27 protein-coding genes are annotated in these 26706 nt (G+C 52.7%); 18 read left to right on the top strand and 9 right to left on the bottom strand.

The genetic code is table 11. The features are described 5' to 3' along the window. Positions 1-24: 24 nt before the first annotated feature. Positions 25-786 (bottom strand): AraC family transcriptional regulator, encoded by a 762-nt coding sequence (locus tag J1N02_RS28830; RefSeq protein ID WP_027606712.1) that lies wholly within the window; start codon positions 784-786, stop codon positions 25-27. A 211-nt stretch (positions 787-997) separates the two neighbouring features. On the opposite strand from J1N02_RS28830, the gene J1N02_RS28825 reads away from it, so the two are divergent. Genes J1N02_RS28825 through J1N02_RS28815 form a run of 3 tightly spaced genes read left to right on the top strand, consistent with a single transcriptional unit; the run spans position 998 to position 4166 of the window. Then, positions 998-1924: a 4-hydroxyproline epimerase gene (locus tag J1N02_RS28825; protein ID WP_098479409.1), complete on the top strand. Its 927-nt coding sequence runs from the start codon at positions 998-1000 to the stop codon at positions 1922-1924. 40 nt (positions 1925-1964) lie between these two features. After that, positions 1965-2903 (top strand): dihydrodipicolinate synthase family protein, encoded by a 939-nt coding sequence (locus J1N02_RS28820; RefSeq protein ID WP_421148128.1) that lies wholly within the window; start codon positions 1965-1967, stop codon positions 2901-2903. Positions 2904-2906: 3 nt separating this feature from the next. Next, entirely contained in the window at positions 2907-4166 is a 1260-nt protein-coding gene (locus tag J1N02_RS28815) for an NAD(P)/FAD-dependent oxidoreductase (RefSeq protein ID WP_421148127.1), read from the top strand. Between the two features lie 495 nt (positions 4167-4661). Here the strand turns inward: J1N02_RS28815 and J1N02_RS28810 are convergent, their stop codons facing one another. The 3 genes from J1N02_RS28810 to J1N02_RS28800 all read right to left on the bottom strand — a co-directional run bounded on the left by J1N02_RS28810 (position 4662) and on the right by J1N02_RS28800 (position 7032). Then, the gene (locus J1N02_RS28810) at positions 4662-5669 is read right to left on the bottom strand and encodes a GlxA family transcriptional regulator (protein WP_421148126.1); all 1008 of its coding nucleotides are present in this window, start codon (positions 5667-5669) and stop codon (positions 4662-4664) included. Positions 5670-5984: 315 nt separating this feature from the next. Further along, the gene (locus J1N02_RS28805; RefSeq protein ID WP_421148125.1) at positions 5985-6593 is read right to left on the bottom strand and encodes a LysE family translocator; all 609 of its coding nucleotides are present in this window, start codon (positions 6591-6593) and stop codon (positions 5985-5987) included. 280 nt (positions 6594-6873) lie between these two features. Next, complete coding sequence (locus J1N02_RS28800; RefSeq protein WP_167361111.1) at positions 6874-7032, bottom strand: hypothetical protein; 159 nt, start codon at positions 7030-7032, stop codon at positions 6874-6876. Positions 7033-7209: 177 nt separating this feature from the next. Here J1N02_RS28800 and J1N02_RS28795 point away from each other — a divergent pair, with 177 nt between their 5' ends. The 10 genes from J1N02_RS28795 to J1N02_RS28750 all read left to right on the top strand — a co-directional run bounded on the left by J1N02_RS28795 (position 7210) and on the right by J1N02_RS28750 (position 16268). Continuing rightward, complete coding sequence (locus tag J1N02_RS28795) at positions 7210-7494, top strand: hypothetical protein (protein ID WP_108573011.1); 285 nt, start codon at positions 7210-7212, stop codon at positions 7492-7494. A 1089-nt stretch (positions 7495-8583) separates the two neighbouring features. Then, positions 8584-8964, top strand: coding sequence for a hypothetical protein (locus tag J1N02_RS28790; RefSeq protein WP_421148124.1), 381 nt, complete (start codon positions 8584-8586; stop codon positions 8962-8964). A gap of 179 nt (positions 8965-9143) precedes the next feature. Continuing rightward, a complete protein-coding gene (locus tag J1N02_RS28785) occupies positions 9144-9614 on the top strand; it encodes a hypothetical protein (RefSeq protein WP_421148123.1) in 471 nt (156 codons plus the stop codon). Positions 9615-10753: 1139 nt separating this feature from the next. Next, positions 10754-11134: a hypothetical protein gene (locus tag J1N02_RS28780; protein WP_421148122.1), complete on the top strand. Its 381-nt coding sequence runs from the start codon at positions 10754-10756 to the stop codon at positions 11132-11134. A gap of 133 nt (positions 11135-11267) precedes the next feature. Continuing rightward, positions 11268-12203, top strand: a complete 936-nt coding sequence (locus J1N02_RS28775; RefSeq protein WP_421148121.1) for a hypothetical protein — start codon at positions 11268-11270, stop codon at positions 12201-12203. A gap of 81 nt (positions 12204-12284) precedes the next feature. Continuing rightward, positions 12285-12452: a hypothetical protein gene (locus J1N02_RS28770; RefSeq protein WP_421148120.1), complete on the top strand. Its 168-nt coding sequence runs from the start codon at positions 12285-12287 to the stop codon at positions 12450-12452. A 312-nt stretch (positions 12453-12764) separates the two neighbouring features. Next, positions 12765-13496, top strand: a complete 732-nt coding sequence (locus tag J1N02_RS28765; RefSeq protein ID WP_421148119.1) for a hypothetical protein — start codon at positions 12765-12767, stop codon at positions 13494-13496. Positions 13497-13675: 179 nt separating this feature from the next. After that, positions 13676-14125, top strand: a complete 450-nt coding sequence (locus tag J1N02_RS28760) for an SMI1/KNR4 family protein (protein WP_260367092.1) — start codon at positions 13676-13678, stop codon at positions 14123-14125. 351 nt (positions 14126-14476) lie between these two features. Next, positions 14477-14695: a hypothetical protein gene (locus J1N02_RS28755; RefSeq protein ID WP_047227998.1), complete on the top strand. Its 219-nt coding sequence runs from the start codon at positions 14477-14479 to the stop codon at positions 14693-14695. A 142-nt stretch (positions 14696-14837) separates the two neighbouring features. Then, positions 14838-16268, top strand: a complete 1431-nt coding sequence (locus J1N02_RS28750) for an IS1182 family transposase (RefSeq protein WP_421148118.1) — start codon at positions 14838-14840, stop codon at positions 16266-16268. Between the two features lie 100 nt (positions 16269-16368). On the opposite strand, the gene J1N02_RS28745 is transcribed toward J1N02_RS28750, so the two are convergent. After that, positions 16369-17519 (bottom strand): IS3 family transposase gene (locus tag J1N02_RS28745; RefSeq protein WP_421148117.1). Its coding sequence is split into 2 segments (ribosomal slippage): positions 16369-17285 and positions 17285-17519, totalling 1152 coding nucleotides; the frame shifts between segments, so codons are not numbered across the junction. A gap of 82 nt (positions 17520-17601) precedes the next feature. On the opposite strand from J1N02_RS28745, the gene J1N02_RS28740 reads away from it, so the two are divergent. The 4 genes from J1N02_RS28740 (at position 17602) to J1N02_RS28725 (ending at position 22401) form a co-directional block, all read left to right on the top strand. Continuing rightward, on the top strand, positions 17602-18117 hold the full coding sequence (locus J1N02_RS28740) for a GNAT family N-acetyltransferase (RefSeq protein WP_027606721.1): 516 nt from the start codon (positions 17602-17604) through the stop codon (positions 18115-18117). 906 nt (positions 18118-19023) lie between these two features. After that, positions 19024-21498: an SIR2 family protein gene (locus J1N02_RS28735; RefSeq protein WP_421148116.1), complete on the top strand. Its 2475-nt coding sequence runs from the start codon at positions 19024-19026 to the stop codon at positions 21496-21498. A gap of 147 nt (positions 21499-21645) precedes the next feature. Further along, the gene (locus J1N02_RS28730; protein ID WP_421148115.1) at positions 21646-21858 is read left to right on the top strand and encodes a hypothetical protein; all 213 of its coding nucleotides are present in this window, start codon (positions 21646-21648) and stop codon (positions 21856-21858) included. A gap of 330 nt (positions 21859-22188) precedes the next feature. Further along, positions 22189-22401, top strand: coding sequence for a hypothetical protein (locus J1N02_RS28725; RefSeq protein ID WP_405125778.1), 213 nt, complete (start codon positions 22189-22191; stop codon positions 22399-22401). A 216-nt stretch (positions 22402-22617) separates the two neighbouring features. On the opposite strand, the gene J1N02_RS28720 is transcribed toward J1N02_RS28725, so the two are convergent. From J1N02_RS28720 to J1N02_RS28705, 4 genes are all read right to left on the bottom strand, one after another. Next, positions 22618-22983: a hypothetical protein gene (locus tag J1N02_RS28720; RefSeq protein WP_421148114.1), complete on the bottom strand. Its 366-nt coding sequence runs from the start codon at positions 22981-22983 to the stop codon at positions 22618-22620. A 60-nt stretch (positions 22984-23043) separates the two neighbouring features. After that, positions 23044-24075: a hypothetical protein gene (locus J1N02_RS28715; RefSeq protein ID WP_405125776.1), complete on the bottom strand. Its 1032-nt coding sequence runs from the start codon at positions 24073-24075 to the stop codon at positions 23044-23046. Positions 24076-24208: 133 nt separating this feature from the next. After that, positions 24209-25486 carry a translesion error-prone DNA polymerase V subunit UmuC gene (gene umuC / locus J1N02_RS28710; RefSeq protein WP_405125775.1) on the bottom strand — a complete coding sequence of 426 codons (1278 nt, stop codon included), beginning with the start codon at positions 25484-25486 and terminating at the stop codon, positions 24209-24211. Further along, positions 25479-25904 (bottom strand): LexA family protein, encoded by a 426-nt coding sequence (locus tag J1N02_RS28705; protein WP_093546878.1) that lies wholly within the window; start codon positions 25902-25904, stop codon positions 25479-25481. Before J1N02_RS28705 ends, umuC begins: the two co-directional genes overlap by 8 nt. Before the next feature lie 100 nt (positions 25905-26004). Between J1N02_RS28705 and J1N02_RS28700 the strand changes: the two genes are divergently transcribed. Then, entirely contained in the window at positions 26005-26706 is a 702-nt protein-coding gene (locus tag J1N02_RS28700) for an SOS response-associated peptidase family protein (RefSeq protein ID WP_421148113.1), read from the top strand.

The raw sequence follows: 26706 nt of genomic DNA, 5'->3' as shown, positions 1-26706 counted from the left end.
GTGCCTGAACGGGGGCTCGGGCGCTCAGCAGGTTTCCCGATACTGCCTCGGCGTAAACCCCGTCGATGCCTTGAACTGCCGGGTGAACGCGCTGTGGTCGGTATAGCCGCACTGCAGCGCGACTTCGGTAATCGGCATGTCGCTGTGCAGCAACCGATGGGCGTGTTCCAAGCGTACTTTCTGGATCATCTGCCGGGGTGTCAGGTGGAACACGCGCTTGCAGTAGCGCTCCAGTTGCGCCACGGAAATCCCGGCGATGCGCGTCAGTTCGCCGAGGGTGACGCGGCGGTTGAAGTGCGTGCGGATGTGCTCGTCCACAGCGGCCAGGCGTTGGTAGGCCGGGTGGGTCTGGCTGGCCGATTGCAGGTCGACCGATATCCCGGCCAGGCCGATGATGCGGCCTTCGTGGTTGTACAGCGGCCATTTGTGGGTCAGGCACCAACCGGGTTCGCGGCTGCCGTAGAGGTGCAGTTCGAGTTGGTCTTCCAGCACAAAACCCTGCTGCAGCACGCGCCGGTCCTGCTCGGTATAGCCCGGCCCCAATGGTGCGGGAAAGACGTCGGCGCTGGTCTTGCCCAGCAACGGTTGCAACTGCTTGAGGCCGCAGCGCTGCACCAGGGTGCGGTTGGCGAGGACGTAACGGGCCTCCAGGTCCTTGATGAAGATGGCGGCATTGGGGATCACGTCCAGCATCGGCAGCAATTGCGCTACGCCGGCCAATAGTTGCTCGATGCTGTGGGGAGGACTTGCTCCTTGGCAAAGGCTCGCAAACGCGCGTTGAAGCATGAGTGTCTCTCCCCGGCTGTCACCTTGATGGCAAGCAGATTGCCCCATGCCCAGGGTGCTGTCGAGCAGGGCGAACTGTGCTGATTTCGTCATCGATGTCGGCAAAAAACATCAATCGCCGCCCAGCCTGCGCGTTCACGATAGGGCCACTGCATGCCTATCCCTACACTCACAAGAAGGCAGCCCACAGCTCTTATTGATGGAGCGCGTTATGAAGCGACTGCATGTGATCGACTCCCACACCGGCGGCGAACCCACGCGCCTGGTAATGACCGGCTTCCCCGCGCTCAAGGGCGCGAGCATCGCCGACCAGTTGGAGAACCTGCGCACGGAGCACGACCCATGGCGCCGCGCCTGCCTGCTGGAACCCCGTGGCAATGACGTACTGGTGGGCGCGCTGTACTGCGCGCCCGTCACCCCGGGCGCCACCTGCGGGGTGATCTTCTTCAACAACGCCGGTTACCTGGGCATGTGCGGCCACGGCACCATCGGCCTGGTGGCGTCCCTGCACCACTTGGGGCTTATCCAGCCGGGCGTGCACACCCTCGACACCCCGGTGGGGCCGGTGGCCGCGACCTTGCACGACGACGGCGCCGTGACCCTGCGCAACGTGCCTGCCTATCGCTATCGCCAGCAGGTGACGGTGGATGTACCGGGCCATGGCGCAGTCCAGGGCGATATTGCCTGGGGCGGCAACTGGTTCTTCCTGGTCTGCGAGCATGGCATGGCGTTGGAGATGAGCAACGTCGACGCCCTCACCGACTACACCTGGGCGATGCTCAAGGCCCTCGAGGCCCAGGGCATCCACGGCGCAGACGGCGCCCTGATCGACCATATCGAACTGTTCGCCGACGACGCCCACGCCGACAGCCGCAACTTCGTCATGTGCCCCGGCAAAGCCTACGACCGCTCACCCTGCGGCACCGGCACCAGCGCCAAGCTGGCGTGCCTGGCCGCCGATGGGAAACTCAACCCCGGTGAAACCTGGGTACAAGCCAGCATCACCGGCAGCCGCTTCGAAGGCCGATATGAATGGGACGGCACACGTGTCATCCCCTTCATCACCGGCCGCGCCTACATGACCGCCGACAGCACCTTGCTGATCGACGAGCAGGACCCGTTTGCCTGGGGCATCTGAGCCCAACCCCTTTGATTGAACGCTGCAAGGAGCCAGAACAATGAGCGACAACATCTTCACCGGTTGCGTCCCCGCGTTGATGACCCCGTGCACCGCCGCGCGCAAGCCGGACTTCGACGCGCTGGCCGCCAAGGGCCGCGAGTTGATCGATATCGGCATGAGCGCCGTGGTGTATTGCGGTTCCATGGGCGACTGGCCGTTGCTCACCGAAGCCGAGCGCCAGGAAGGCGTGGCGCGCCTGGTGGCGGCCGGCGTGCCGACCATTGTCGGTACCGGCGCGGTGAACAGCCGCGAGGCGGTGGCCCACGCCGCCCACGCGGCCAAGGTCGGCGCCCAGGGCTTGATGGTGATTCCGCGCGTGCTGTCCCGAGGTGCGTCCGCCACCGCGCAAAAGGCGCATTTCTCGGCAATCCTCGAGGCCGCGCCCAACCTGCCGGCGGTGATCTACAACAGCCCTTACTACGGCTTTGCCACCCGCGCGGAGTTGTTCTTCGAGCTGCGCCGCGAACACCCGAACCTGATCGGCTTCAAGGAGTTCGGTGGCGCTGCCGACCTGCGCTATGCCGCCGAGCACATCACCTCCCAGGACGACAGCGTGACCCTGATGGTGGGCGTCGATACCCAGGTGGTGCACGGTTTCGTCAACTGCAACGCCACGGGCGCGATCACCGGCGTCGGCAATGCCTTGCCCCGCGAAGTGCTGCACCTGGTGGCCCTGAGCAAGCAAGCCGCCAAGGGTGATGCCAAGGCCCGGCGCCTGGCGCGGGAGCTGGAAGCGGCATTGGCGGTGTTGTCGTCCTTCGATGAAGGCTGCGACCTGGTGCTGTATTACAAGCATCTGATGGTGCTTAACGGCGACACGGGCTACGCCCTGCACTTCAACGAGACCGACGTGCTCAGCGATGCCCAGCGGCGTTACGCCGAAACCCAGTACGCGCTGTTTCGCCAGTGGTATGCCAACTGGTCGAGAGAGGCGTAGCGGATGCACGACCCTGACCCTGCGGATATCGCCGTAATCGGAGCCGGCATCATTGGCGTTGCCTGCGCCCTGCAGCTGGCGCGCCAGGGGCGGAAAGTGCGGGTGATCGACCAACTGGCGCCCGGCATGGGCGCCTCCTACGGCAACGCCGGGCACCTGGCGACCGAGCAAGTGTTCCCGATCGCCGACCTGTCGATCCTCAAGCGCTTGCCCGCCATGCTCATGGACCCCATGGGCCCGCTGCGCCTGGACTGGAAATACCTGCCACGCGCCCTGCCCTGGTTCATCCGCCTGCTGCTGAACCTGCGCCCGGCGAGTTACCAGGGCACGGTGACGGGTCTGCGCGCGCTCAATGAAGCGAGCCTCGGCGCCTGGCAACGGTTGCTGGCCAGTATTCAGCGCCCGGAGCTGTTGCGCGAAGATGGCTCGCTGCTGGTGTTCGAACGTTCAGACTCCCGCGCGGCCATCGATGGCTTGCAACGGCGCATGCAGGCGCAAAACGTGCCGGTGGAGTTCTGGTCGGGGGATGCCATACATGAGATTGCCCCGCAATTGGCCGCGCAGATCCAGGGCGGCCTGTTTTTCCCGCGAACAGGGCACTTCCTCGACCCTTACCGATTGGTCTGCGAATTGGTGGAGGCGGCCAAGGCCAGTGGCGTGCAGTTCCTCCAACGCCAGGTGCTGGATGCGCGGATTGAAGGCGATGGCATCACCGTGAGCACCGATCAAGGCACCTTTGCCGCCCGCCAGGTGCTGATCGCCTGTGGCGCCCACTCGGCCAGACTCACCGCCGCCCTGACCGGCAAAAAAGTCCCGCTGGACACCGAACGGGGCTATCACCTGATGCTGCCCCATGAACAGCAGCGCCTGCCGTTTGCCGTCACGTCCCTGGAGCGCAAGTTCATCATGACGCCCATGACAGGCGGCCTGCGCCTGGCCGGCACCGTGGAATTCGCCGGCCTCGACCGCCCGCCGAACATGGCGCGGGCGTGGCAGTTGCATCGGTTGAGCCAGGGGTTGTTTCGTGAGGATCTGAGTGCAGAGGACGCGACGCCGTGGATGGGCTTCAGACCGTCGCTGCCGGATTCGCTGCCGATTATTGATCGGGTGTGTGACGGGAAGGTGCTGCTTGCGTTCGGGCATCAGCATTTGGGGCTGACCCAGGCGGCGGTGACGGCGGAGATGGTGGGGCAATTGGCGTCGGGGGCGCCTGCGTTTTCGGGGTTGCCGGCGCTAGGGCCGTATCGACTGGGGCGGTTTTGAGAAGAACCGCCACCTCCAAGCACAGCAACTTGCACACGCTATTTCATGTGGTGAGCGGGCTTGCCCCGCGTGGGGGGCGAAGCGCCCCTGATCAAGACGAATGCCGAGTCTCAGGCACTCCTCTGCGCCTGTTTTTGGGGCTGCTGCGCAGCCCAACGCGGGACAAGCCCGCTCACCACAAGAATGCGCTCGCCTGAAATTATTTATGCAGGGCTCAAGACTTCAGTGTGAAACTTTAACCCTTTAAAATCAGTAATTTATTTTAATTTTTATAAGAGTTTGCTCCCGCTGGACTGCGCAGCAGTCCCCTTTTTTGGGCCGCTTCGCGGCCCAACGGGAGCAAGCTCCCTCGCCACGGGGGTTACCGTTTGCTGTGCGACAGCGCTAAGCCGAAGATTCAGCGGGACCTCCCGTATTTGTGCCGACTTCATTGAACGAGACTACCGGTCGAGGCCGCCTACAGGGCATCCGCCATGCCTTGGATTTCCTCGCACCTTACTTGACCAGCCGCTTCTCCTTGGAGGGGCGATATCCGAAATACGAGCTGTAGCATTTGCTGAAATGGCTCGGCGAGACAAACCCGCACGCCACCAGCACCTCCACCTGTGACAGTTCGGTGTGCTGCAACAGCCGGCGTGCTTCGGTGACGCGCAGTTCCATGTAGTAGCGCTGCGGCGTGGTGCCCAGTTGTTCCTTGAACAGGCGCTCCAGTTGGCGGCGCGAGCGGCCGGCGTAGACGGCAAGTTGGTCGAGTTCCAGCGGTTCTTCGAGGTTGGCGTCCATCAGCTTGACCACTTCGCGCAGGGGCGCACTGACGCTGACGTTTTCGCTGGGTTTGATCCGCCGGTAACGCGATTCTTCAAAGGCCAGGATGTCTTCGATACCTTCGACCAGGGCTTTGTCGTGCAAGCTTTTGATCCAGTCCAAGGCCATGTGGAAAGCGCCGGAGGGGCTCGACGCGGTGAGGCGGTCGCGGTCGATCACGTAGGGCTCGCTGGTAACGTGGGTGGCCTTGGACACTTCCGCCAGGGCCGGGCGGTGTTCGGGGTGGATGGCGCAGCGGTAGCCCTGCAACAGGCCGGCACGGCCGAGGAACCATGCACCGTTCCACAACCCCGCGAGGCTCACGCCCTGCTCGGCGGCACTTCGCAGCAGTTGGATCAATTGATCGTCAGCCTTGAGTTCGGTGCGAAAGCCGCCGCAGATCACCAGCAGATCCAGGCCTTGCAGCGCGGGCGCATCGAGACGCGCGTCGGGGCGGATCACCAGGCCCAGGTCGCTGATGACTTCCCCGTCGTCACACCCGAAGGTGCGCGTGGCGAACAGATCAGGTCGCAGCAGATTGGCGGTGACCACGGTGTCGAGGGTCTGGGTGAATGCCGGCAGGGAAAAATGTTCGAGCAGCAGGAAGCCGACGCGGGTGACCGATGCCGGCTGGGAGGTTTCGTTGAGGTAGCGCAGGTTCTTGCCTTTCATGCCACCGCTGAACTGGCGTCTTTCCATCGAGGGTTGGCCCACTTTTATTGTTGATGCAATGGGCGCCATCTTAGGGGGAAAAACGCTGGCTGTCTCAGGCACTGATCTTGAAAAAACCACAGGCGCCAAAAGCCCGTGGCAGAAACCTCGCCGCCGCATCTGATACGGTTTTTTCTTTGCTATCTGCGCCTGTATTGAAATGCCGCCTGGGCGGACAATGGCCCCCATCCCTACCCCCTTCCCTTCGGAGGCCTTATGACCAAGATGGCGATTTTCCTGTTCGGTTTTTTAGTGCTGACCATCGGCATCGGCCTGCTGGCGACCATCTCGCCGGTTTAGCACCTAGCTGGCAAACAACATCGGGTACAGCGACAGCACCAGCAACCCAGCCATTGACCAGTTGAACAGCCTCACCCAGCGCGGTTCGCGCAGCACATTGCGCAAGCCGCTGCCACACCCGACCCACACGCACACACTGGGCAGGTTGACCACGGCAAAGACCAGCGCAATCACCAGCACGTTGGTGACATAGCCCTCAGCCGGCGTATAGGTGGTGATGGCCCCGAGCGCCATGATCCACGCCTTGGGGTTCACCCACTGAAACGCCGCCGCGCCGAGGAAGGTCATGGGCTTGCCGTGTTCCTCATTGCTATCGGACATGCCGCCCGCCGTGGCGATCTTCCAGGCCAGGTACAGCAAGTACGCCGCGCCCACATAGCGCAACACCGTGTAGGCCCACGGGAATACCTTGAACACTTCGCCCAGGCCCAGGCCGACCGCAATCACCAGCAGCATGAAGCCGATACTGATCCCCAGCGCATGGGGCATCGAGCGGCGAAACCCGAAGTTCACCCCCGAGGCAAGCAACAGGGTGTTGTTCGGACCTGGGGTGATCGAGGACACGAAGGCGAACAGCACAAAAGCCGACAGCAGGCTGGTAGACATGGACATGGTGCGGCATCCGAGCGGTGTGGTAGGCCTGCGACAGTAGTGGGTTATGCCGCCCGGCGCCTCGTACAGCCAGGCACGGATCGAGGCATACACTTCAGGTTCAGATGGCTCCGGCGTTTTCACAAAGCTTTCACAGACGCACCCTTATGGTGAACCCAGCTCCTAATGAACATCCCTTTTAGCCCGTGCTCCCCATCGCGGGCTTTTCTTTGCCTGGGATTTATCCGGGGCAAAAAAGAGGCAGGCCATTGTTCATGGCCTGCCTCCCGTTGACTGACTGTCAGCGCGGACCGCCACCAGGGCCGCCGCCTTGACCATGACCACCACCGCCATGGCCACCACCCCCACCACCGCCCGGTGGCATGAATATCCAGCAGCCCGACAAGGTCGACAACAGCGCGACAACAACAGCCGCCTTGGTTAGGTAATTCAACTTCATGACAACGCTCTCTGCTTTACAAGGTTAGGTGTACGTCAAGTAAGACCGCAGTAAATGAAGTCCGTCATGGGTTTCGTGTAACGTCTTGGTAGGGTTTGTGTTGGGGTGGATACACGTCATTCGTTGATGCGAGTAAGGCCAATTTTGATACCTGATCAGCACCAAAGGGAGAAGTCGATGAAAGAGTTGATACAGGGCCTCGATGGACCCAGAACCGCCCAGCAGGAATTGTTTTATGACCTGGAAGATGCAACTGCAGTCATTGGCTGGTCCGTGGTTGAACTGACAGCCCTGGCAAACAGCAGCAGGACGCCGAGTGAGGCGTTGGCGCTAGTGAAGATCTGCACGTTGCTGGCAACTCAGCGGGAGAAAATCGCCAGGTACGCGGGTGAAGTGAAGGCGCAGCGCATCAGCAGGTCAGAGACTGGCGCTGAAGATAGAGTTCAGTACGCTCAAGAATGAGGGCCTCGACTCGGAAATCGTAGCCAGCCCTCGATCTTTACGTCAGTGAATAGTGCGAGCCAGCGGGAGCCGACTCGATCAAGTCATTCGACAGCAGCGTCAGGTTGAGCGTTTGTCGTCGAGATCATGTAGTTTTTTAACACCCTTCCCCGTCTTTCGCTCGTATTGATGATGAAAAAACCAAACGACCAAAAGTAGCATCGCCAGACCAAAAATGAATAGCAACAGCTCTATTGCGGGACCTTCGTGTGAAAACATTTTCGTTCCTCATCCTGAAGTAGCGTGACTTGAAAACAGCCACAACCGAAATTATTCGTAACAATACGAACATTTTCAGGGTAGTCGCCAACACGGGCCATGACAACCTTAAAAGCCTCCTGACCCTTGATCTAGACACGTCACTCGTCGAAAAACCCTTCGAGCGCGGGAGGAACAAGGCACAACGCTGTACACAACGGGAAGGGAATGGCGCCTGCACAGGCGGATGCGGAGGGAGGTAGATCGGCCTGCTCGAGAGGTTGGCACCCGGGCCTTTTCTTCCGCCCAATAAAAAACCCCGTAGACGTTAATCTACGGGGTTTTCAAGAGTGGAGGCCGAGGTCGGAATCGAACCGGCGTAGGCGGATTTGCAATCCACGAATATTCTAATTATTTTCAATAAGTTACCGCCACATCAATTCCGCATCACCAACGTTTCTACCTCGCTGGAGCCCTCTGAAATCGGGAGGCTCTGTTTCCGTTGCGGAATGGATTTTCTTTGCTTTATCGACTGCAGTCAGGTTAGCCCTCCAGTTCGTCCTATCGAGTCTTCCGTTCAACGGTCCTACGGATTAGCCCCCCCCCCTCTAGGCCGCTTTACACGGGCAGTTACGGGCTAAATCCCAAGTCCGCAATGCGAGGAGCGACCTAAAGCCGCCCAGGTATCGCCCTAAATGCTCTCTAAAAGTCAGCCCAAAATCTTAGCGACCTCCTCGCCAATGGCTGAAATTTGACTTCGACAGATCCTAAATTTTAGTTAACGGCATATACAGGGTGCATATTCAGTGATGGCGCAATACAATCACCGCAACTCAAAATGGAGATGTAACAGTGAAAACATCACGATTTTTATTAGTAGCAGGCCTAGCAATTCTTGCCGGATGCTCAACGCCGGACATGTTAAGAACCAAACCACCTTCAATAGAAATAAGTAGTTCAAACAAAGCTAAAGCTGTTGCTGGATGCATAGTGCTCGACACAGAAGAGATCTTTAGAGAGCCTTTGGCAAGAAATGCCAAAATCCATACCCGCCCTATTTCGGGAGGGTATTCTATTTGGCTTGTTCAGGGTGTGGCATTTGGAGAATCAACAGCTATGGTTATTGATGTAAGTGACACCCCAAGTGGCTCCACTACGTCTTTTCATAATGATTTGACATCTGCGTATCTTGAAAGAACTAACAAGGTAATTCGCAACTGCCAAGGCACTTAATCAAATACAATTTAACTTACAAATTATTAAGAAGGCAGACTAACAATGGTTTTCCATCCTTTCCCGTGCAACGTTGTCAATCGCGGTACTGGCGGGAAACTCTATGATGGGGCACAGGAAAAGCTTGGACCGGAGGCTACACCCACCGTGAGTGTGGACTCTCACTAAGGAACAATGCAATGAAGCTGTGCATCCCCACACTTTTCGCATGCCTGTCTTTCACCACCAGTGGAAGCGCAGCAACGCCACCGCTTCCCGATCAGATACTCTGTACGCCCGATGAAAATCACCGCGCCGGCATTGAGAAACTCGACCTGCCGGGGTCTGCGGCTCATTTGCTCGAGTACGGCGGAAAAGTCACAATAACCCAGGAAGGACATCAAGCTCTTTATTCATACGGAAAGGGCCAGGATTTCTACCACCTCAAAGAGAAAACTGTTTACTCAAAGGACTTCGTTAACATTCAGCACGAAGTTTTTTTGTACTCTGATCCTGGATGGGCGGACAGCAGCGGCGTCCTGATACTGCGTGCTCACTCCGGATCAGGTTTTTTCTATATCGATTGGACCAAGCAGAGGTATTACGGGTACACACACGAGCTGGGTGCCATTCATTCCTTTGCCGGATCATGCACGGTGCTCAAGAAATGAGGCACGCTATGACGCCATTGAGGCACACCCCGATTGTGTAGGGGTATGTAAGGGATTTGGGGGGGAAAGCCCGTGGTTGCTGGCTGTAATGCGTGCATGCATCCGGCTGCATAAACGCATGTTTGGCATTGGATGGCATAGATTGGCGTATGGTTTGCCCCATTTTTGCCCCACGCTCGGGGCTCGAGGCTCTAGAGAATCGAACCGTCCGATGATGGATTGGACCGATTAATCGCCATACGATAGTGTTTACAGGGATCTAAAGCTGCTGAAATCTTGCTATGTAGCAATATTTAAGTGAGCAATATCGAGCCAGATGGATTAACGGAGGAAGATGAATTAGCCTTCAGGCATTCAAACCTTGCTCCCTCATTTCAAGGACGACATGCATGTACCAACTACTTATAGAAGAAGTATTTCCACCACCCCGCACGGAAGAAGGAGCGATTGCGCTGCTCTTTGAAGGCAGTGACGCAGGACAGCGTGTCATTGTGGGAGTACAGGGCGTTCTAGTTGCAGATTGGGGAAGGCCAATCACAATACAACTGCCAGCCTGGTGCCACTGGAGTCCGCACGTATCATGTATCGACGGCGGCCTCTATAAATGGGCCATGCAGCCCGCAAAAGAACCTTTCTCAATGCTTTGGCCAGAGGATCTAGCTCAAGCCAGGTACACACTCGGCACCCTACCGTTGAAGCTCTATTTCGGGGAGGAGCCGCCGGCACTCAGAGGCATCTTTAAGCCCAAGCCTTGAAATCCCTAGCAATCTGATGTCACTTGCAAGCAACTGACCAGAGCTGATTGAATCGCCCCGGGTTTCGTAGACGTTTTTGGAGTCCATTTTGTGGACGGCAGAAGCCACTCATGAGCGGCCGCTTCGGGTCTAAAGGGGTCGTTCATGAGCGTCAGCTTTCGGCCAATAGCAGCCATTCATGGACAACTTCTATCGACCCATAGCATCCATGCGCGAAAGGTGGCTATTGACCCACCGGCTACAACAGGTTAAATCAGATCTCAAGCTGTTGCCGACTGAAAATGAGGTTAACCGCCAATCGCCAGTAGATACTATTTCGGCGATTTCGTAGGCTAGGTCGAACATTCTCGACACCCACCACAGAAAGCCGACAAGGATGAGCACATGGTACCTGAGGCAATTAGCGCACTTGCCAACCTAATTGATGCATGGAATTCAAACAAGAAGGATGGAGAGCGCAAAGTCAAGCAGAAAATCGAAGCCGTACAGCTAGTAATGAATGCTGTAGTAGCTACAAAGGCGTACCTGCACGACTTACAGATGGGAGTGTTGTCGTCTCGTGACGTTGAAAAGGACCTATCTATAAAGTGGGTTAACGCCTCAATGGCGATAGTTGAGTATGATCATGCACTGCATGAGGTCGCGAAGATTAAAGCACTGGGCTGGGCCGACCCGAATGATTGGGCACGGGCTGCTTCAAGGCCGTGGGCAATAAAACTAGACACTATAGTCGAACACTGTGAATACATACTCAAGAGCAACTGAAGACTCAAAGTCGGATGCAATGGCCGTCATTGCATCGTGTTTAGACTAGGCGCGCGAGCACCACAGCTTGAATATCAGAAAAAGACAATATTCTAGCTGAGTTAGAAGGCACAGATTTAATGAGGACAATGTAATGAGCGCACCTTCAACGCCCGAAAAGCGCGTTAATCTTGATGAGCTTCAGACAGTTCAGCGTTTTAAAAACGATCTCGTTAATGCTATCCCCTACGTTCCCAATAATAAAGAAAGTAAAGAATTCCTTTTAAGTCTTGGGGTGGACATGCTGCTTCACATGCACGATTTTTGGCACCATCGCCTGATAGACGTAAGGCCAAGAAGAGTCGATCTCCCTAGCAGCATCAGGAGTACGCGATCCTACATAAGGAATAGAGAAAAGGTAAAGAGCCTGGTAAATCTTATAGAAACCGGCCAAGACGTCAATGGATACTTGTCTCGAAAGGCCCATTACGGAGCCCTCGACTTAGAGGCCTTCAAAGAAGATAAAGATTTTATGCGGTCCAGGGACCAGATGCATATATGTGAGGGTTATCATCATCTCCATCTGGAGCCTTATCCTGATAGAACTGACGATCTAGTCATCGCAAAAATTTTTCACTCGCGTGTAGATATCGTCGGCGTGTTCCCTCACGCAATATTTGAAGAGGATCGGCCAGATTCTTTGACGTCGGAATATGAGCTGGCCGTTTCCGCCTATGCAAAAAAAATTTCCCCTTCTGGTGGGCATTTCATAGGCGGACCTGGTGGAGGGATGCAAAATCTCGCGGGAAGCTCCATTCAATCTACCACTTTCCATACCTATACCCTCAAGATAATAATGTTGGTTGAACAATACGAGGGGGGATTGGAAGCATACGTCAGAAAATTATACGAAAAAAATAACCGAACGCCGAAGAATATCAAGCCTATATGGGTCTTAAAGGGCAGAAGCCTTGAGATACATGACAAAGTTAATAAAACTGAATTCAAAGGCGAAGATATCAAAGTCAATACGCATATAGGATATTTAACCCCTATGAAGCCAGACGCCTTTGGGTGGGGTTTCCTCTAAAAGGCATCGAAGCTGAATGGTCCGAAATGGTGCTTAGCATACGTTGACCCGGATAGTGCTGCCTTCGGTGAGACAGCGTGGATGGCTCCAATACTTGCTGTGAAAGAGAACCAGAAAGGTGTCTCTTTGGCGGCCACTATTGGCGAGGAGATAGCCAACGACTCGAACCGTTTCGTCAAAGGCGATGCATCGATGCCGTTTGGTGGCTACAAAAAGTCGGCATTTGTTTGGCGCGACAATTCAATCTGAGCACATAACCGATAGATCGAGCTGAAGACCATCTGGAACAATGCTACTTAAGAATTGGATGGTGCTGCGCCAAGAGACTTCGCCGTAACGCAGCCACTGCCAAGACAGCGGCTGCGTTATAGCGAGCGTTAGTTATCGCAAAATTATAGAAGTTCTCGTATGAGGCAGCCATGGATCTACTGCTGCACATCGCGAGGGACAGCGATGGGTCGATAACTGCCCGTCACGAACGACAGAAATCGGCCAATAGCGCACACTCAAGTATCGACTATGCTTGGAGCAATTCAGCCCTGTACCTGAAGGATCTAAACAATGGGGTACCTTGTCGTTGCTCACGCGATGAATGTGAAGCCGGAGCTAGAGCCACTTTCTACTTTGCCGATGAGTATTGGGTGGTCATTGCACCAGGATGAAAGCGCCACGTCGTTCTACTTAGACACGTTTAAGGCTGGCGAAGAACGGAAATGGCCCTTTACATCTATGCCACATATTAATGATGTACCGCTTGAGCTCCCTCAAAAATTGGCAGCTCTATCGCGGGTATACAAATTGCTTAAGGATGCTCAGCTGGCCGACTACTTCAAGAGAGCTTTCCTGAATGTGAATTTAGCGCTAAGCAAAAGCCTTCAATTACGCGTTTGCAGCTTTTGCACAGATGACGACGGGCTGGATTTTGTGTGCGTATCGTCGAATGGTGAACTGCAAAGGCTGCGTTGCGTTTGCGGTGATCTGGATATCACCTATGAGCTTGGGACGGTCTTGATCCAACCGCTTCTGATAGATGGCGTGGAAGGCACCGACGCAAGTGGTCTACATGACCCGGAGAGTGGTATTCACGTCTTGAGTCGGAATATAGCGCCTTCGTCGTTACTGCATGCGGTGGCTTCAGCAGAAACCACTCGCTTTCTACAAGCAGAAAGCCCCCCTCTGGGTCTAGGTAGCTTCGATGGTATGGATGTCGCTCCGATAAAGATTGCAGGCTCTAAGATCGCCTCGCTGGCGTCTAAGATGGTTGCTCAGAAGGCGTGGTGGAAGCGGTGGTAGTCGTATCGACGCCTTCGACCCAAGCCAGGAGGATTCTTCGGCGAAAAATAATCAATTATCAGCCTCGAAAAATTGGGGCCGATGACGAATCCCCCCCGATTTCCTATCCGCTGCATAAGTTAAAGTGCAGGGCACGTGAGAATATTGGCAATGGCGCGTAAAAAATCGGCGGGTTTGGTATGTCAAGCTTAGAGATGGTAAAGAGTCGATTTGAGTCGTTGAATGGCATTCGCACGGTGGATCCGGATTTTATTGAAAAGCTCGAGCATGAGTTGAAAATATCACTTCCAGATAGCTTCAAATTGGTTGGGGAGTTTTTCGATGGAAGTGGTATTTATGTTTTACCGCTGCACCAGATCGGTTGGGAATCCCCAACTAACGTTCTTGATGAAACGAAGCGTTTGAGAAACAGTGGCCGACTTTTATCAAACTATCTTGTGTTGGGGGAGCCTGCTGAAGGTTTGATCGTGATGGATTGCAATTCCCAATTGGGGCAAGTGCTCTGGTGTGATGCGATTGATGTTAATCGGATTGGTAAAGAATCACTGATGACAGCACCTGAAGTATGGGGCTCCTACTTGGATTTTGTTGAGTATTTGGTTTCGGAGGAAGAGTCTGATCGACTGTAAGCAGCGCGTTAAGGCGTGCTCGACGTCGACCCATCTTCTGCTCGGGAGAAACCAGGTTCTTGATCAATTCACAGGATGCATCCGAGTCGTAACTCTATACCGTGCAGGCCTTCAGTCAATCATGTCGGCGATTCTAACCGTCCCGAAACTTCGTACAAAACCTAAACCGAGGTCCGTCAGGGAGTGAATACCGCTGTTTTGATAGACATCATTGAGGGGCCGCTTCTGGCCCAGAGTGTGTAAAAACTCCAAAGCCAGCTCGGATGATTAAAAATCGCCCCCAAACGCGCATTGCCGCATCTGTCCGGCGTCAGTAGGATTCGGTCATCGCTGACATAAATGGATGTGTATATGGAAAGCATGCCGAGACTGGAAATTGAGCGCGTTGCGTATCAAGAGTTTTTAACTCTTTGGGAACGCGGAACATTCGATAATCAGCGCTTAGGCCAAGCGTTCTATAACCATTTTCGGCTTCATCGTCTGAGCGACCAAACGCGCCTGTTCGGTCTCTATGAAACTGACGGAGACAAGGCCATGACCGCGATCTCCCGCCTGTTCCAAATCAGATAACTCCGACCCCGCGTTTCGCGAGAGCAGGGTCAGCCTTGGGTCAATATTCGCCTCTCATAAGAGACTGCGTTGGCTCAGAGTGTGTAAACGCTTTTGCGAACCCTTGCTATGATTTCTGAGGATTTCATCGCAGGGATCGCCCATGAAGCGCTTTATCCAAGGTGAACATCGAGGCCAAGGCACCTTACTTCCGGCTAGCCTCGACGACTACGTCAGCGATACCAATCCGGTGCGCGTAGTCGACGTCTTCGTCGACGAACTAGACTTGGTCAATCTGGGTTTTGAAGGTGCGATCCCAGCCGATACTGGCCGGCCTGCTTACCACCCTGCAATCCTGCTGAAGATCTACATCTACGGCTATCTCAACCGCATCCAGTCGAGCCGACGTTTGGAGCGAGAAGCCCAACGCAACGTCGAACTGATGTGGTTGACCGGGCGCTTGATGCCGGACTTCAAGACCATCGCCAACTTCCGAAAAGACAACAGCAAAGCCATCCGAGGCGTCTGCCGCCAGTTCGTCGTGTTGTGTCAGCAGTTGGGACTGTTCGGAGAACATCTGGTCGCCATCGATGGCAGCAAATTTAAAGCCGTCAACAACCGCGACCGCAATTTCACCAGCGCCAAACTGAAGCGGCGAATGGAAGAAATTGAATCGAGCATCAACCGTTACCTGACGGCACTCGATGCTGCTGATCGGCAAGAACCAACAGCTACCGAGCCCAGCGCCGTGCGACTGGAAGAGAAAATCGCCAAGCTCAAAATTCAAATGAAAGAGCTTCAGGCGATCGAAATTCAGCTCAATGAATCACCGGATAAACAGGTCTCACTGACCGATCCAGACAGCCGATCCATGATGACGCGCGGCACGGGAATTGTTGGCTATAACGTGCAGACAGCGGTCGATACGCAGCACCATTTGATCGTTGCGCATGAGGTGACCAACGTTGGTTCCGACCGCGATCAACTCAGCTCGATGGCTAAGCAAGCCCGCGAGGCGATGGCGTCAGATGCGTTGTCGGTAGTGGCTGACCGAGGTTACTTCAAAAGCGAGCAAATCCTGGCTTGTCACGATGCAGGCATCACCGCCTATGTACCCAAGCCGATGACCTCTGGAGCCAAGGCTGACGGGCGTTTCAATAACGATGCCTTCATCTATGACGCGGCAAAGAACGAATACATTTGCCCGGCTGGAGAGGCGCTGATCTGGCACTATTCCTACGTTGAAAAAGGCCTGAAGCTGCATCGTTACTGGAGTTCGAAATGCCAGGGCTGCGCGTTGAAATTGCAGTGCACACCGAGCACGGAACGACGAGTTCGACGCTGGGAGCATGAAGCCATATTGGAGGAGATGCAGCTTCGGCTGAGCAAAGCACCGGAGATGATGCGAGTCCGAAAACGGACTGTTGAGCATCCCTTCGGGACGCTCAAACAATGGATGGGTGCGACGCACTTCCTGACCCGAAAGCTGGCCGGGGTGAGCGCGGAGATGAGTTTGAATGTGCTCGCCTACAACTTGAAACGGGTCATGAAAATCATTGGTGCTAACGGTTTAATGAAGGCGCTGTCGGCATAAAAAAGGCTGGTTTTGGCCCATCCCAGAGGCTGTAAAAACAGCGTTACGTGTTCCAGGTCGCGACCGATGCGACTCGAAGCATTGAATCGCCCCGGATTCTCTAGACACCTTGCAAGCTCATTGCGTAACGCTTTTCAAACTCTACCGGTGACAGTTGATTGTTGAAACCATGCCGGCGTTTTGCGTTGTAGAACATCTCGATGTAATCGAACACATCACTACGAGCATCTTCGCGCGTGGAATAGATTTTCCGCTTGATCCGTTCCCGCTTTAGAAGCTGGAAAAAGCTCTCGGCCACGGCGTTGTCATGACAGTTGCCTCGGCGACTCATGCTGGCAACCAAATTGTTCGCTTTCAAAAAACTGCGCCAATCGGAGCTGCTGTACTGGCTGCCCTGGTCGGAGTGAACCATCACCTCCTGTTTCGGTTTTCGCCTCCAAACCGCCATCAATAACGCATCAATGGCCAAATCACTGGTCATCTGCGATTTCATTGACCAGCCGACGACCTGACGAGAAAACAGATCCAGCACGACCGCCAAATACAGCCAGCCTTCATACGTGCGAATGTAGGTGATGTCGGTGACCCAAACTTTGTTGGGTTCTACGACATCGAACTGGCGCTTCAGCAAATTGGGTGAGGCGACCGCTGGCTTACCGCCGTACTTGCCAGGGCGGCGTCGATACCCTGTCTGAGAGCGCAGACCTTCAAGACGCATCAGCCTCGCCACACGATGCCGACCACAATCCTCACCGACCTCGCGCAGATCGTCATGAATTTTGCGATAGCCATAAACACCGCCGCTCTCCAGCCATGAATGCTTGATCAAACCCAGCAATCGTTGGTCGTCTTTAGCGCGTGCAGATTGCGGCTCAGACAACCAAGCGTAATAACCACTGGGATGGACTTTCAGCGTCAGGCAAAGCCGCCGAATGGAATAGTCGCCCGCTCGCTGCTTGATAAAGGCGTACTTCAACCGCACTCCTTGGCAAAGTACGCGGCCGCCTTTTTTAAGATGTCTCGCTCTTCGGTGACCCGCTTGAGTTCGGCTCGCAGACGCCGCAGTTCCGCGTGCTGATCATCGTCTTGCTGCCGTTCTGCCTGAGGTTTGCTGTAGCGCTTTATCCAGGCATAGAGGCTATGCGACGACACGCCGAGACGCGCCGCCACATCAGCGACAAACAGCTTCTTTTCGGTCACTTGATTGACCGCTTGGATTTTGAATTCTTCGGGATAACGTGGGTTGCTCATGGCACCTCCTGATTGGCCTCAGTTTAAGGCATGGAGGTGTCTACGAAACCCGGGGCGATTCACCTCTTGTAAGGAAATTACGATGCTCGTCGATACCCGCGAAATCTGCATTCAGTCGCCACGCCTTAGTATTCAGCCATTCTGCGCGCAGGACGCCGTTGAATCCTTCGCTTGTATAACTGCCTCGTTGACTCGTTACATGTCGTGGGAGCCACCTGCTTCTCTTGAGGACTACGCAAACGTCTGGCGGCACTGGCTGCCTTCAATCGCAGATGGCAGCGACTTTGTGTTCGCAATTAGACAACTCGACGATGCTCGTTTTACTGGCCTTGTCGGCCTGCACGATACCCACGGTGAAACGCCGGAGCTGGGTATCTGGATTCGTGAAGATAAACACGGGCTAGGCTTTGGAGGTGAAGCGGTCCAAGCGGTTGTTCAGTGGGCCAGCCAGCGAGTGGTAGCAAAAAGTTTCATCTACCCCGTTGCGACGGACAACCATGCGAGTCGACGTATTGCCGAGGCTCTTGGTGGGATCATCCTCGAGATGCGCACATCAGCCAAGTACGACTCGGTTGTTTACCAAATACCAACTGTTTAATCATCTTTATCAAACCCGTCGACTGACTACTTCTGGCCGTGAGTGGACGTTTAGGCTCCTTGGTCTCGAGCACAATCCCACGTTCAATCGAGGAGAGCCATACCGATAACGGCCTCTTGAGCTTCCCAAAAAAGGTAGGGTTGCGGAAGCGATCCGAAAAGTTGCGGAAGCGATTACCAAATCGCAGGCAATAAAAAACCCCGTAGACCATTGATCTACGGGGTTTTAAGAGTGGAGGCCGAGGTCGGAATCGAACCGGCGTAGGCGGATTTGCAATCCACGATATTTTACATATAAATCAGTTACTTAAGTCAAATTAAATTACGCATCATCGCTATTTTCAAGCGCGCGAAACTCAAGCAGGCTGAGTAATTCGCGCCGGGTTGCGGAACTACTTTTAGGCACCTCGCTGATACCACGATCCCCCATAGAAAAATGCTTACGCTCGCCGGTTTCAAGACCACTATGGAAGCTTAACCGGGCCGGCGTGTTTGCCCCGGCCAGCGTTCCATAACTCTCAGTGAGCCACCAGGCTCCAAGCCTTATTCTACGAGGGTACTAATTCTAGTTTGGTTATGCCCCACCAAGCGCTCGCCGCTTGAGAGGACCCGCGGAGGCTCTGACGGTTGCATCGTCGAGCCCTGCGTTATCAGCTTCAATCTGTAACAAAGTTGATTGATTCGGTTCGGAGCACCCACTTGTCAGCCTCCTTTCACCTGCGCTTTGCATGCTGTGCTACTCAGGGTAAGCCCGGCTGACAATGCAGATAATAGAGGCTCTAGAGCCCCAAACCTTAGCCAGGTCAGCTTCCTCATAAAGCCAATACTGACAATTCGACCTAGATAGCATATAGACATCACACCACAACCACAGTTACATTCCGATTTTGAGTTCAAGGAAGAAAAAATGACACCCTCAAATGATATTTATTCTCAAACGCTTGAAGCGATTGCATCGTCGATTGCCTCTGGCAAGGCTGTACTCTTCACGGGAGCAGGATTCTCTGCTGACGCCCTAAACATAAAAAACTCGACTCCACCCCGTGCTTTCGAACTTGCCAAAGAAATTTGCAAGCTTGGGAACTTTGACCTAGACGAAGACCTTAGATTCGCGGCAGATTTTTATCTAGAGAATCACAATAAAAGTCTACTCATTGATTTACTCAGAGATACTTACACAGTCAAACAAACGTCGCCAAGCCAAGATTTAATTATGGCCGCAAACTGGCGAAGATTTTATACGACAAATTACGACAACGTGATGGAGCTTGGCGCGTTAAAATCTAACAAGCGACTGGACTCAATCGATCTTACTGCACGGCCAGACCAGCACTCGAAAACCAGCAACTTATGCATCCATATAAATGGATCGATCAACTCCCTAACTCCGGAATCTATTGAGCAAGGCTTCAAACTTTCAACTTCCTCATACATAAGCTCTGACGACTTTATTCACTCCCCTTGGTACTATCAATTCAAGCGTGATTTAGAAATAAGCACCGCAATTGTATTTATAGGATATTCGATGTACGACATTGATATCCAAAAAATTCTATTTAACAATAAGTACTTAAAAGAAAAAACATATTTCATTACTCAGGAAAATCCTACAGCCAAAAACCTTTTTACTCTTAATAAATTTGGTCATGTTCTACCTATTGGCGCCGAAGGCTTTGCAAAATACATAGAAGTTACCGAACTCAATCAATCTCAAATCCCCTCCGACCAGTCGCTAGTATTTTTCGACACATATACAACTGACGGCGGTGAATACACTATTCAAGACAGAGATGTCGAGAATCTGATTTACCATGGCGACATTAAGAAAAAAGCGATTGATTATAACATAACCAGCGCTCCTTCTATTTCAGCAATTGTAAAGAGAAAGGAACTAGAAACAATACTCAGGTTTCTTGAAGCAAAGCGTAATACGATAATCAGCAGTACTTTCGGCAACGGCAAATCGATACTATCTCGCGAACTGATGCCATTTCTTCAAGTACGTGGCTTCGACGTATACTCGATTCTCGATCAAGATGCGGACTTCGTAGATGATCTCGAAATCATTCGCGAAACAAACACAAAGTCCGTTTTAGTAATAGACGACTACCATAACCACATAGAACTCCTCCGCTATATCGGCACCCACAAACCCGAAAATATATTCGTAGTTGCAACTACTCGATTACATACTCATGAACGCCTGCGACTAGACCTGCGCAATAGTGGCTTCACTTACCAAGAACTCAGTGCTGATCACCTATCAAACGACGAAGTTGAAGAATTCATCGATATAATAGACAACATAGGTGGGTGGGGAGAAAAAGCCGGGCTTAACCAAGTTCAAAAACGTGAGTTTTTGTTCAATGACAATGACGCTCAAATCTCTCTCGCGCTTCTCACGCTTTTTAATTCGCCACAAATAAAACATCGAATCGATACACTGATGAGCTTCTGCTCCTCTGCTGAAACACAGCACTATAGAGACACCGTTTTTTCAATATGTGTTATTGAGATAATGGGGCTACCCTCAACGAATAGTTTCATTTCAGAAATAGCACTTAATGATGACATCTATGAGGACAGCCTTAGGCAAAACGAAAGCTTTAACCAGCTATTTAAAATCTCTTCCAGGGGTATTGCATCTAAATCTAGCTTATTCTGCCTGTCATTGATAAAGCATCACTTCTCTTCAACTTACATAATTTCTCAGCTTTTAAAAATAGTTAAGAAGTATGGGGAGCGGGATGGAAAAGTACGAGAAGAGACAGAAGTTTTCCGTTCCTTAGTAAAGTTCTCATTTATCGAGCGACTACTTCCTGACACAAACAAAAAGACAGCAATCAAACGTTACTACGAAAACTTAAAGACAAACGTTAGATGGTTGAAGTCCGACCCTCATTTTTGGCTTCAATATGCAATGGCACACATACCTTCAAGGGAATATTCTAAAGCACAGCAATATATGGATCAGTCATACGCGCTCGCAAAAAAGAAAGTAAATTACCACACCAACCACCATGACACCCAACAAGGCCGCCTCTATTTGTTACAGGCGCTTGAACCATCAAACGCGTTAACTGCACATGACCTATTTGCCAAAGCTCATAGCCTATTTACCAAAATTGACAACGACATTTACAAATTCAGGCAGATCGATAAATATAAAGACTATTATGATACTTGCTATGAGAACCTTGCTAAACGCTACAAGTCAGACTTCGAACACGCCTGTAAAAAAATGCTGAAAGATATAACCAAGCTAACAAACACTGAAAACAACTACAACGCTCCGACTATAATTCGTGTAAAAAACAGACTTGAAGCAATTCTTGATAGAATAATTACAAGTCGGTCCTCGCCATCACCCCAGGTCGAATAACTGCAAAACCAAATAAACCAGAACGCCCGACTTTAGATATCAGGGCGTTTTGGCTAAATTTACTTAGAGACATCAAAAATCAACCATCAGGCAAAAAAATATTAATCTAGCCCCCTCCTATACTTTTACAGAATTGAGATAAAGTACATGACTAGAGAATACTCACTTTCGGATTTGCTGGAGAGGATATATGAAAACCAGCTCGCACTGGAAGCGGCGTTGATGGAGTTAACCCTTCAAAATGAAAGGCAAGGATTGGCTGACGTCGGCGAAAATGTACGTGGTGCATTGTTCGTTATCGGTGAAAACGCAGGCCACATCAAGCAAAGTCTAGCTAAGCTACGGACCCAAAAACTTTGATTGAGCACATCCCGATTGTGTAAGGGTATGTGGGGGATTTTGAAAGATAGCCTCGTGGTTGCTGGCTCTACAGCCAGTTCACACAGGGTTGCATAAATGCATAATTGGCATAGGTGGCGTACGGTTTGCCCCATTTTTGCCCCATTCGTGATGACGTGTCCTGTCCTTCCTGCCTATGCTGTCCGATGATGGATTGGACATAGCCTTCGTCAAAACCACCGCCAGCTATGCTCACCGGGCATTGAGCGGCCGGCCTTGTAGTAACTTTTAAGCAAGCATCAGTTTGGCAGGCCCCTGCTATGCTTAGGCCTTTTCGATGAGATTGCACACATGTCAGAGGAATACTCACTTCCGGATTTGCTTGAACGAATGTACGAGAATCAGCTCGCGTTAGAAGCGGCTCTGATGGAATTGGCTCTCCAAAGCGAAAAGCAAGGCCTGGATGAGATTGGCAATAACGTACGTGGTGCGCTATTCGTGATCGGCGAAAACGCTGGGCACATCAAGCAGGGCCTGGCGAGGTTACGTACCAATCGTCACTAACAAAGCACACCCCGATTATGTAGGGGTATGTGGGAAATTGGAGGGGAAAAGTCCGTGGTTGCTGGGTGTAATGCGCTCATGCATGAGGCTGCATAAACGCTTAATTGGCATGGAATGGCATAGATTGGCGTACGGATTGCCCCATTTTTGCCCCATCCGCGCGCCTCACGGCTCGTCCTCCCCACTCTCCGATCATGGATTGGACTTAGCGCCCTGTTATGTCTGACGTCCACCAGAGTTCAGAATGCCGTTCGAAACCTCGTTGTCGATCTCCACCTGGTCCAGAAACGCTCTCTCAGCCGCATTTGGCAATTTGTACCGATAAATAACGTCAGTAACATCTTTGATGTCCGCAATACTCCGCTCAGTGTTTACAGACGCCTCAACTAATTGCTCTAGGTGAGCCGTAGTCGATTCTAAAATTTTGCTTTGGTCGGCACTTATGTCGTGAAGAACTGCCGTGGTCTGAATGAGCGACGAAATTCCGGTCTTGACTTGGGACAAGTTAAAGAGGATTCCAAACGCAAGGATGCATATCACCCCCAAGAGACCAGCAATGAGTCCTAGCAAAACTTCAACCATGGGATTCTCCTATCAATCATCGTGGGAGCGATCTGAGCGCCATGGTAATGCTAATCCACGTCATTTTTCCACCTTCTCAGCTCGCGGATGCTTTTCTCCGTATTCAGCCCCCCCTGCTTCAACTAGCACTACTAGGTCGTGCAAGTGTATAGATTCGATGTAATCACCTTTCTTAAGCCAATATTCAGTTTTCAGAAATACGGTTTCTAGTTCGTTGGATAGCTTCATTCGAGGTCGTCCGGAAAAATCACAAAAATTATTATAATACTCCCTTACAAATCGCAGAGCCGCCAGAGTTTCTAAAGTTTTGAGACCTATAGTAAAAACTCCACCTTCACTGTTTTCCCATTTAACGTATACCCCGCTGCGCGCCATATCATGTGTTATTTCTTTGATATGTAACGCATCTGCCGCACTATATATATTAAGTGAAGCATGAAGATAATCATCCAACCTACGCAACGATGTTTCATTTAAAACAGGGATCAGAAACACCGCCGCCTGTTCTAGCAGCCTTTCCAAAGATTCAAATGACGATTCATTTCTACTAGGCCACCCTTTTTCAGGAGACCCACTGAAAAAACGCTTATGAAGAACCGGGTGGGTTTTGTACTTAAACTTATACTCATCAAAATACGTCATATCCTCGAAACCGGAAAAGTACTCCAACATACCTTTTCGATGAGCTGCGAAAGCATCCAAATTATTTTTAATCATTGTTATAGAGATTTGCTTTGCCGCTTGCTGAGTAGAGTGAAAACGTGAAACAAGTCCTGCCAAGGGTAAAGAAATTGACATTATCGCCAACGGCAAAATGCTAATCTCGATGAATGTCCTGTATCCATCTGCGCTCAAATTCAAGCTATATCCCACCCACGCCCAAACACCGAAAGCTAAACCTAGACTCAGAGGAATGCCGATTGCCAGCCATAACAACCCCTGCTTAATCAAGCCATGCTCAGAATTCAAATCGAATACAGAAAGAATCTTAGTTTTTACACCCGCCCCATACCCTATACACAACACCACACCCAATGTAGTTAAAGCCACAGGAATAACAACTGTCAACAGCATATAAAATATATCTAGCATGTACTTCACCTCCATGACCAGCATTGCTCAACAAGCCTTAATTCACTACGATTCATAACTACACCACCCAGAATTTCTAAAGCAACAGAGCGCAGCAAATATAGAGTTCAAGAGTTAGAGCCTAGATAATTTTTTATCTACATTTAACAGTCCAAAGTTGATCGATCTTGGTCGTATAGCTTTGGCTCATTATTTCACGCCGCATTCCCCAATCCGGATCTGTTGGGACACTGGCCGAGCGAAGCGTTCCTCTGCCCCAACGCCCATTGATCTGATCGAGCACAGTCATAACACGAGTAGCCTCGGCTGGTTGCGATATTGCAAACAGATCATCGGTGTACTCGCCGGGTTGGCACAGGTTGAGCAACATCACCTCTGCCTTGCTGTACTTGAATCCTGGCCGAAAGATTCGATCAAGGGAGTCTACTGCTGCTTTAGTGAGCAGACGCACGTCATCCGTGGGATACGGCATATCGACCACCACTCCATTGGCGTATTTCGCCTCATCTGGATTGAACATGCCGGTGCGGATACACACGCGCACCTTCTTACAAAGCGAGTTCTGAGCACGGAGCTTTTCAGAAGCTCGCATCATGTAGGTGGCCACCGCTTCCTTGATGGGTGGCAGGTCCGTCAGTCGCCTGCCAAACATGCGGCTACAGCAGATCTCCTGCTTTGGCGGATCCGGCTCGTCCAGCTCGAGGCACGGCGTACCACTCAACTCCCTGGCCGTCTTCTCGATCACAACGCTGAACTTCTTGCGGAGCATCCACGGGTCAGCCTTAGCCAAGTCCATGGCTGACTTTATCCCCAAAGTATCCAGGTGGAGCTTCATCTTACGGCCAACCCCCCACACTTCGGCCACATCAGTATTGCGTAACACCCAGTCGCGCTTGGTCGGGTCCGTGATGTTGACCACTCCTCCAGTTTGGGACTGCAAGCGCTTCGCGGTGTGGTTAGCCAGTTTGGCCAGAGTCTTTGTATGAGCGATACCAACCCCAACCGGGATACCGGTGCAGCGAAGCACCTGGGCGCGAATCTGCCGGCCTAAGGCATCCAACCCACAGATACCGGTCAAGTCAGCAAATGCCTCATCGATGCTATACACCTCAACTGCAGGCACCATTGCCTCGATCAGGCTCATTACCCGCTCGCTCATGTCGCCGTAAAGCGCATAGTTCGAGGAGAACGGCACAATGCCGTGCTGCTTGAGCTTATGCTTGATCTGGAAATAGGGCTCGCCCATCTTAATGAAAGGCTTCGCGTCGTAACTGCGTGCTATGACACAGCCGTCGTTATTGCTCAGCACCACGATGGGTACCTTCGCCAAGTCCGGCCGGAATACCCGCTCGCAACTGGCATAGAAGCTGTTGCAGTCAACCAGCGCAAAGGTCGGTCGCTGCTTAGACATGGCTGCGCACTGTGCTGGTGATCACACCCCAGATTGACAGCTCATCCCCTTCAAGAACGTACCGAGCCGGGTATTTGGGGTTTTCGGAAAGCAGGACCACCTCCTGGCCACGCTTACACAAACGCTTGCAGACGGGCTCATTGTTAAGTAGTGCCACCACCACATGCCCGTGGATCGGCTCAATAGCACGATCCACCACGGCCAGATCACCCTCGAAGATCCCGACGCCCTGCATGCTCTCACCGGTAATTGCGACCAGGTACACATGGGGTGCGCGGATATTCAGGACCTCATCCAATGAGATGTGCTGCTCGATGTGATCCGCTGCCGGCGAGGGAAAGCCGGCCGGAACCTGGAACGAGCACAACGGCAACTTCGCGCCGACCTCAGCGATGGGACCTAGAATGGTGAAGCTCATGATGCGGCCTTTTACATTTACTGTATGAATGTACAGTTAACTTTGTAGGACGCTTGCGGTCAATTTTTCTGTAGGGGATTTAGACAAGCGGGAGGTGCGTATGTGTGGGCGATTCGTGCAGTACGAAGGGATGGCGATCTTCATTCAAGAGCTGAGTCCGCAGATAGAGCTGTTTAGCGGATATGATGCTCAGGCTATTGATCGCTACAACGTCGCTCCGTCGACACGCGTTCAGTTGCTGCACGCCGCAGAAGATGGGCTGCACATCGATGCGGTCAAATGGGGATGGGCACCGTTCTGGGCCAAGGGCAAACGCCCCGACCCGATCAACGCACGCGTAGAGACGGTCACCACGGGAAAGTTCTTTAAGCAACTTTGGCCGCATGGCCGAGCCCTGGTACCGAGTGAAGGGTGGTATGAGTGGGTCAAAGACCCTGACGATCCGAAGAGAAAGCAGCCCTATTTCATTCGCCTGAAGAGTCAGAAGCCCATGTTTTTTGGCGCGCTTGCTCAAGTTCATCCTGGCCTGGATCCGCACGACGGCGATGGGTTCGTGATCATCACCGCCGCAAGTGATCAGGGCATGGTGGACATCCACGACCGCAAGCCGTTGGTGCTGACACCTGAGCACGCCAGGGAATGGATTGACCCCAACCTTCCCCCAGCCAGGGCTGAGGAAATTGCAAAAGAATGTTGCCAGCCTGCGGATGACTTTGAGTGGTATGCCGTGGGTAAAGCAGTAAGGAGCGTGAAAAACCAGGGAGCTGATTTACTGCTGCCGGAGCCATCCAAGGACGCTTGA

The sequence above is a fragment of the Pseudomonas sp. NFX5 genome (assembly GCF_049132125.1).
Lineage (GTDB): Bacteria > Pseudomonadota > Gammaproteobacteria > Pseudomonadales > Pseudomonadaceae > Aquipseudomonas > Aquipseudomonas marginalis.
Note: the sequence above shows the minus strand (reverse complement) of the source record. Positions and strands in the feature narration are given on the sequence as shown.

Excerpts from the sequence above, each read along its gene's own strand:
- J1N02_RS28700 (WP_421148113.1), top strand. The coding sequence starts at position 26,005 with ATGTGTGGGCGATTCGTGCAGTACGAAGGGATGGCGATCTTCATTCAA.
- J1N02_RS28725 (WP_405125778.1), top strand. The coding sequence starts at position 22,189 with ATGTCAGAGGAATACTCACTTCCGGATTTGCTTGAACGAATGTACGAG.
- J1N02_RS28780 (WP_421148122.1), top strand. The coding sequence starts at position 10,754 with ATGGTACCTGAGGCAATTAGCGCACTTGCCAACCTAATTGATGCATGG.
- J1N02_RS28800 (WP_167361111.1), bottom strand. The coding sequence starts at position 7,032 with ATGAAGTTGAATTACCTAACCAAGGCGGCTGTTGTTGTCGCGCTGTTG.
- J1N02_RS28830 (WP_027606712.1), bottom strand. The coding sequence starts at position 786 with ATGCTTCAACGCGCGTTTGCGAGCCTTTGCCAAGGAGCAAGTCCTCCC.
- J1N02_RS28750 (WP_421148118.1), top strand. The coding sequence starts at position 14,838 with ATGAAGCGCTTTATCCAAGGTGAACATCGAGGCCAAGGCACCTTACTT.
- J1N02_RS28820 (WP_421148128.1), top strand. The coding sequence starts at position 1,965 with ATGAGCGACAACATCTTCACCGGTTGCGTCCCCGCGTTGATGACCCCG.
- J1N02_RS28765 (WP_421148119.1), top strand. The coding sequence starts at position 12,765 with ATGGGGTACCTTGTCGTTGCTCACGCGATGAATGTGAAGCCGGAGCTA.
- J1N02_RS28730 (WP_421148115.1), top strand. The coding sequence starts at position 21,646 with ATGACTAGAGAATACTCACTTTCGGATTTGCTGGAGAGGATATATGAA.
- J1N02_RS28785 (WP_421148123.1), top strand. The coding sequence starts at position 9,144 with ATGAAGCTGTGCATCCCCACACTTTTCGCATGCCTGTCTTTCACCACC.
- J1N02_RS28770 (WP_421148120.1), top strand. The coding sequence starts at position 12,285 with ATGGCTCCAATACTTGCTGTGAAAGAGAACCAGAAAGGTGTCTCTTTG.
- J1N02_RS28815 (WP_421148127.1), top strand. The coding sequence starts at position 2,907 with ATGCACGACCCTGACCCTGCGGATATCGCCGTAATCGGAGCCGGCATC.
- J1N02_RS28735 (WP_421148116.1), top strand. The coding sequence starts at position 19,024 with ATGACACCCTCAAATGATATTTATTCTCAAACGCTTGAAGCGATTGCA.
- J1N02_RS28715 (WP_405125776.1), bottom strand. The coding sequence starts at position 24,075 with ATGCTAGATATATTTTATATGCTGTTGACAGTTGTTATTCCTGTGGCT.
- J1N02_RS28775 (WP_421148121.1), top strand. The coding sequence starts at position 11,268 with ATGAGCGCACCTTCAACGCCCGAAAAGCGCGTTAATCTTGATGAGCTT.
- J1N02_RS28795 (WP_108573011.1), top strand. The coding sequence starts at position 7,210 with ATGAAAGAGTTGATACAGGGCCTCGATGGACCCAGAACCGCCCAGCAG.
- umuC (WP_405125775.1), bottom strand. The coding sequence starts at position 25,486 with ATGTCTAAGCAGCGACCGACCTTTGCGCTGGTTGACTGCAACAGCTTC.
- J1N02_RS28740 (WP_027606721.1), top strand. The coding sequence starts at position 17,602 with ATGCTCGTCGATACCCGCGAAATCTGCATTCAGTCGCCACGCCTTAGT.
- J1N02_RS28825 (WP_098479409.1), top strand. The coding sequence starts at position 998 with ATGAAGCGACTGCATGTGATCGACTCCCACACCGGCGGCGAACCCACG.
- J1N02_RS28705 (WP_093546878.1), bottom strand. The coding sequence starts at position 25,904 with ATGAGCTTCACCATTCTAGGTCCCATCGCTGAGGTCGGCGCGAAGTTG.
- J1N02_RS28810 (WP_421148126.1), bottom strand. The coding sequence starts at position 5,669 with ATGGAAAGACGCCAGTTCAGCGGTGGCATGAAAGGCAAGAACCTGCGC.
- J1N02_RS28760 (WP_260367092.1), top strand. The coding sequence starts at position 13,676 with ATGTCAAGCTTAGAGATGGTAAAGAGTCGATTTGAGTCGTTGAATGGC.
- J1N02_RS28755 (WP_047227998.1), top strand. The coding sequence starts at position 14,477 with ATGGAAAGCATGCCGAGACTGGAAATTGAGCGCGTTGCGTATCAAGAG.
- J1N02_RS28720 (WP_421148114.1), bottom strand. The coding sequence starts at position 22,983 with ATGGTTGAAGTTTTGCTAGGACTCATTGCTGGTCTCTTGGGGGTGATA.
- J1N02_RS28805 (WP_421148125.1), bottom strand. The coding sequence starts at position 6,593 with ATGTCCATGTCTACCAGCCTGCTGTCGGCTTTTGTGCTGTTCGCCTTC.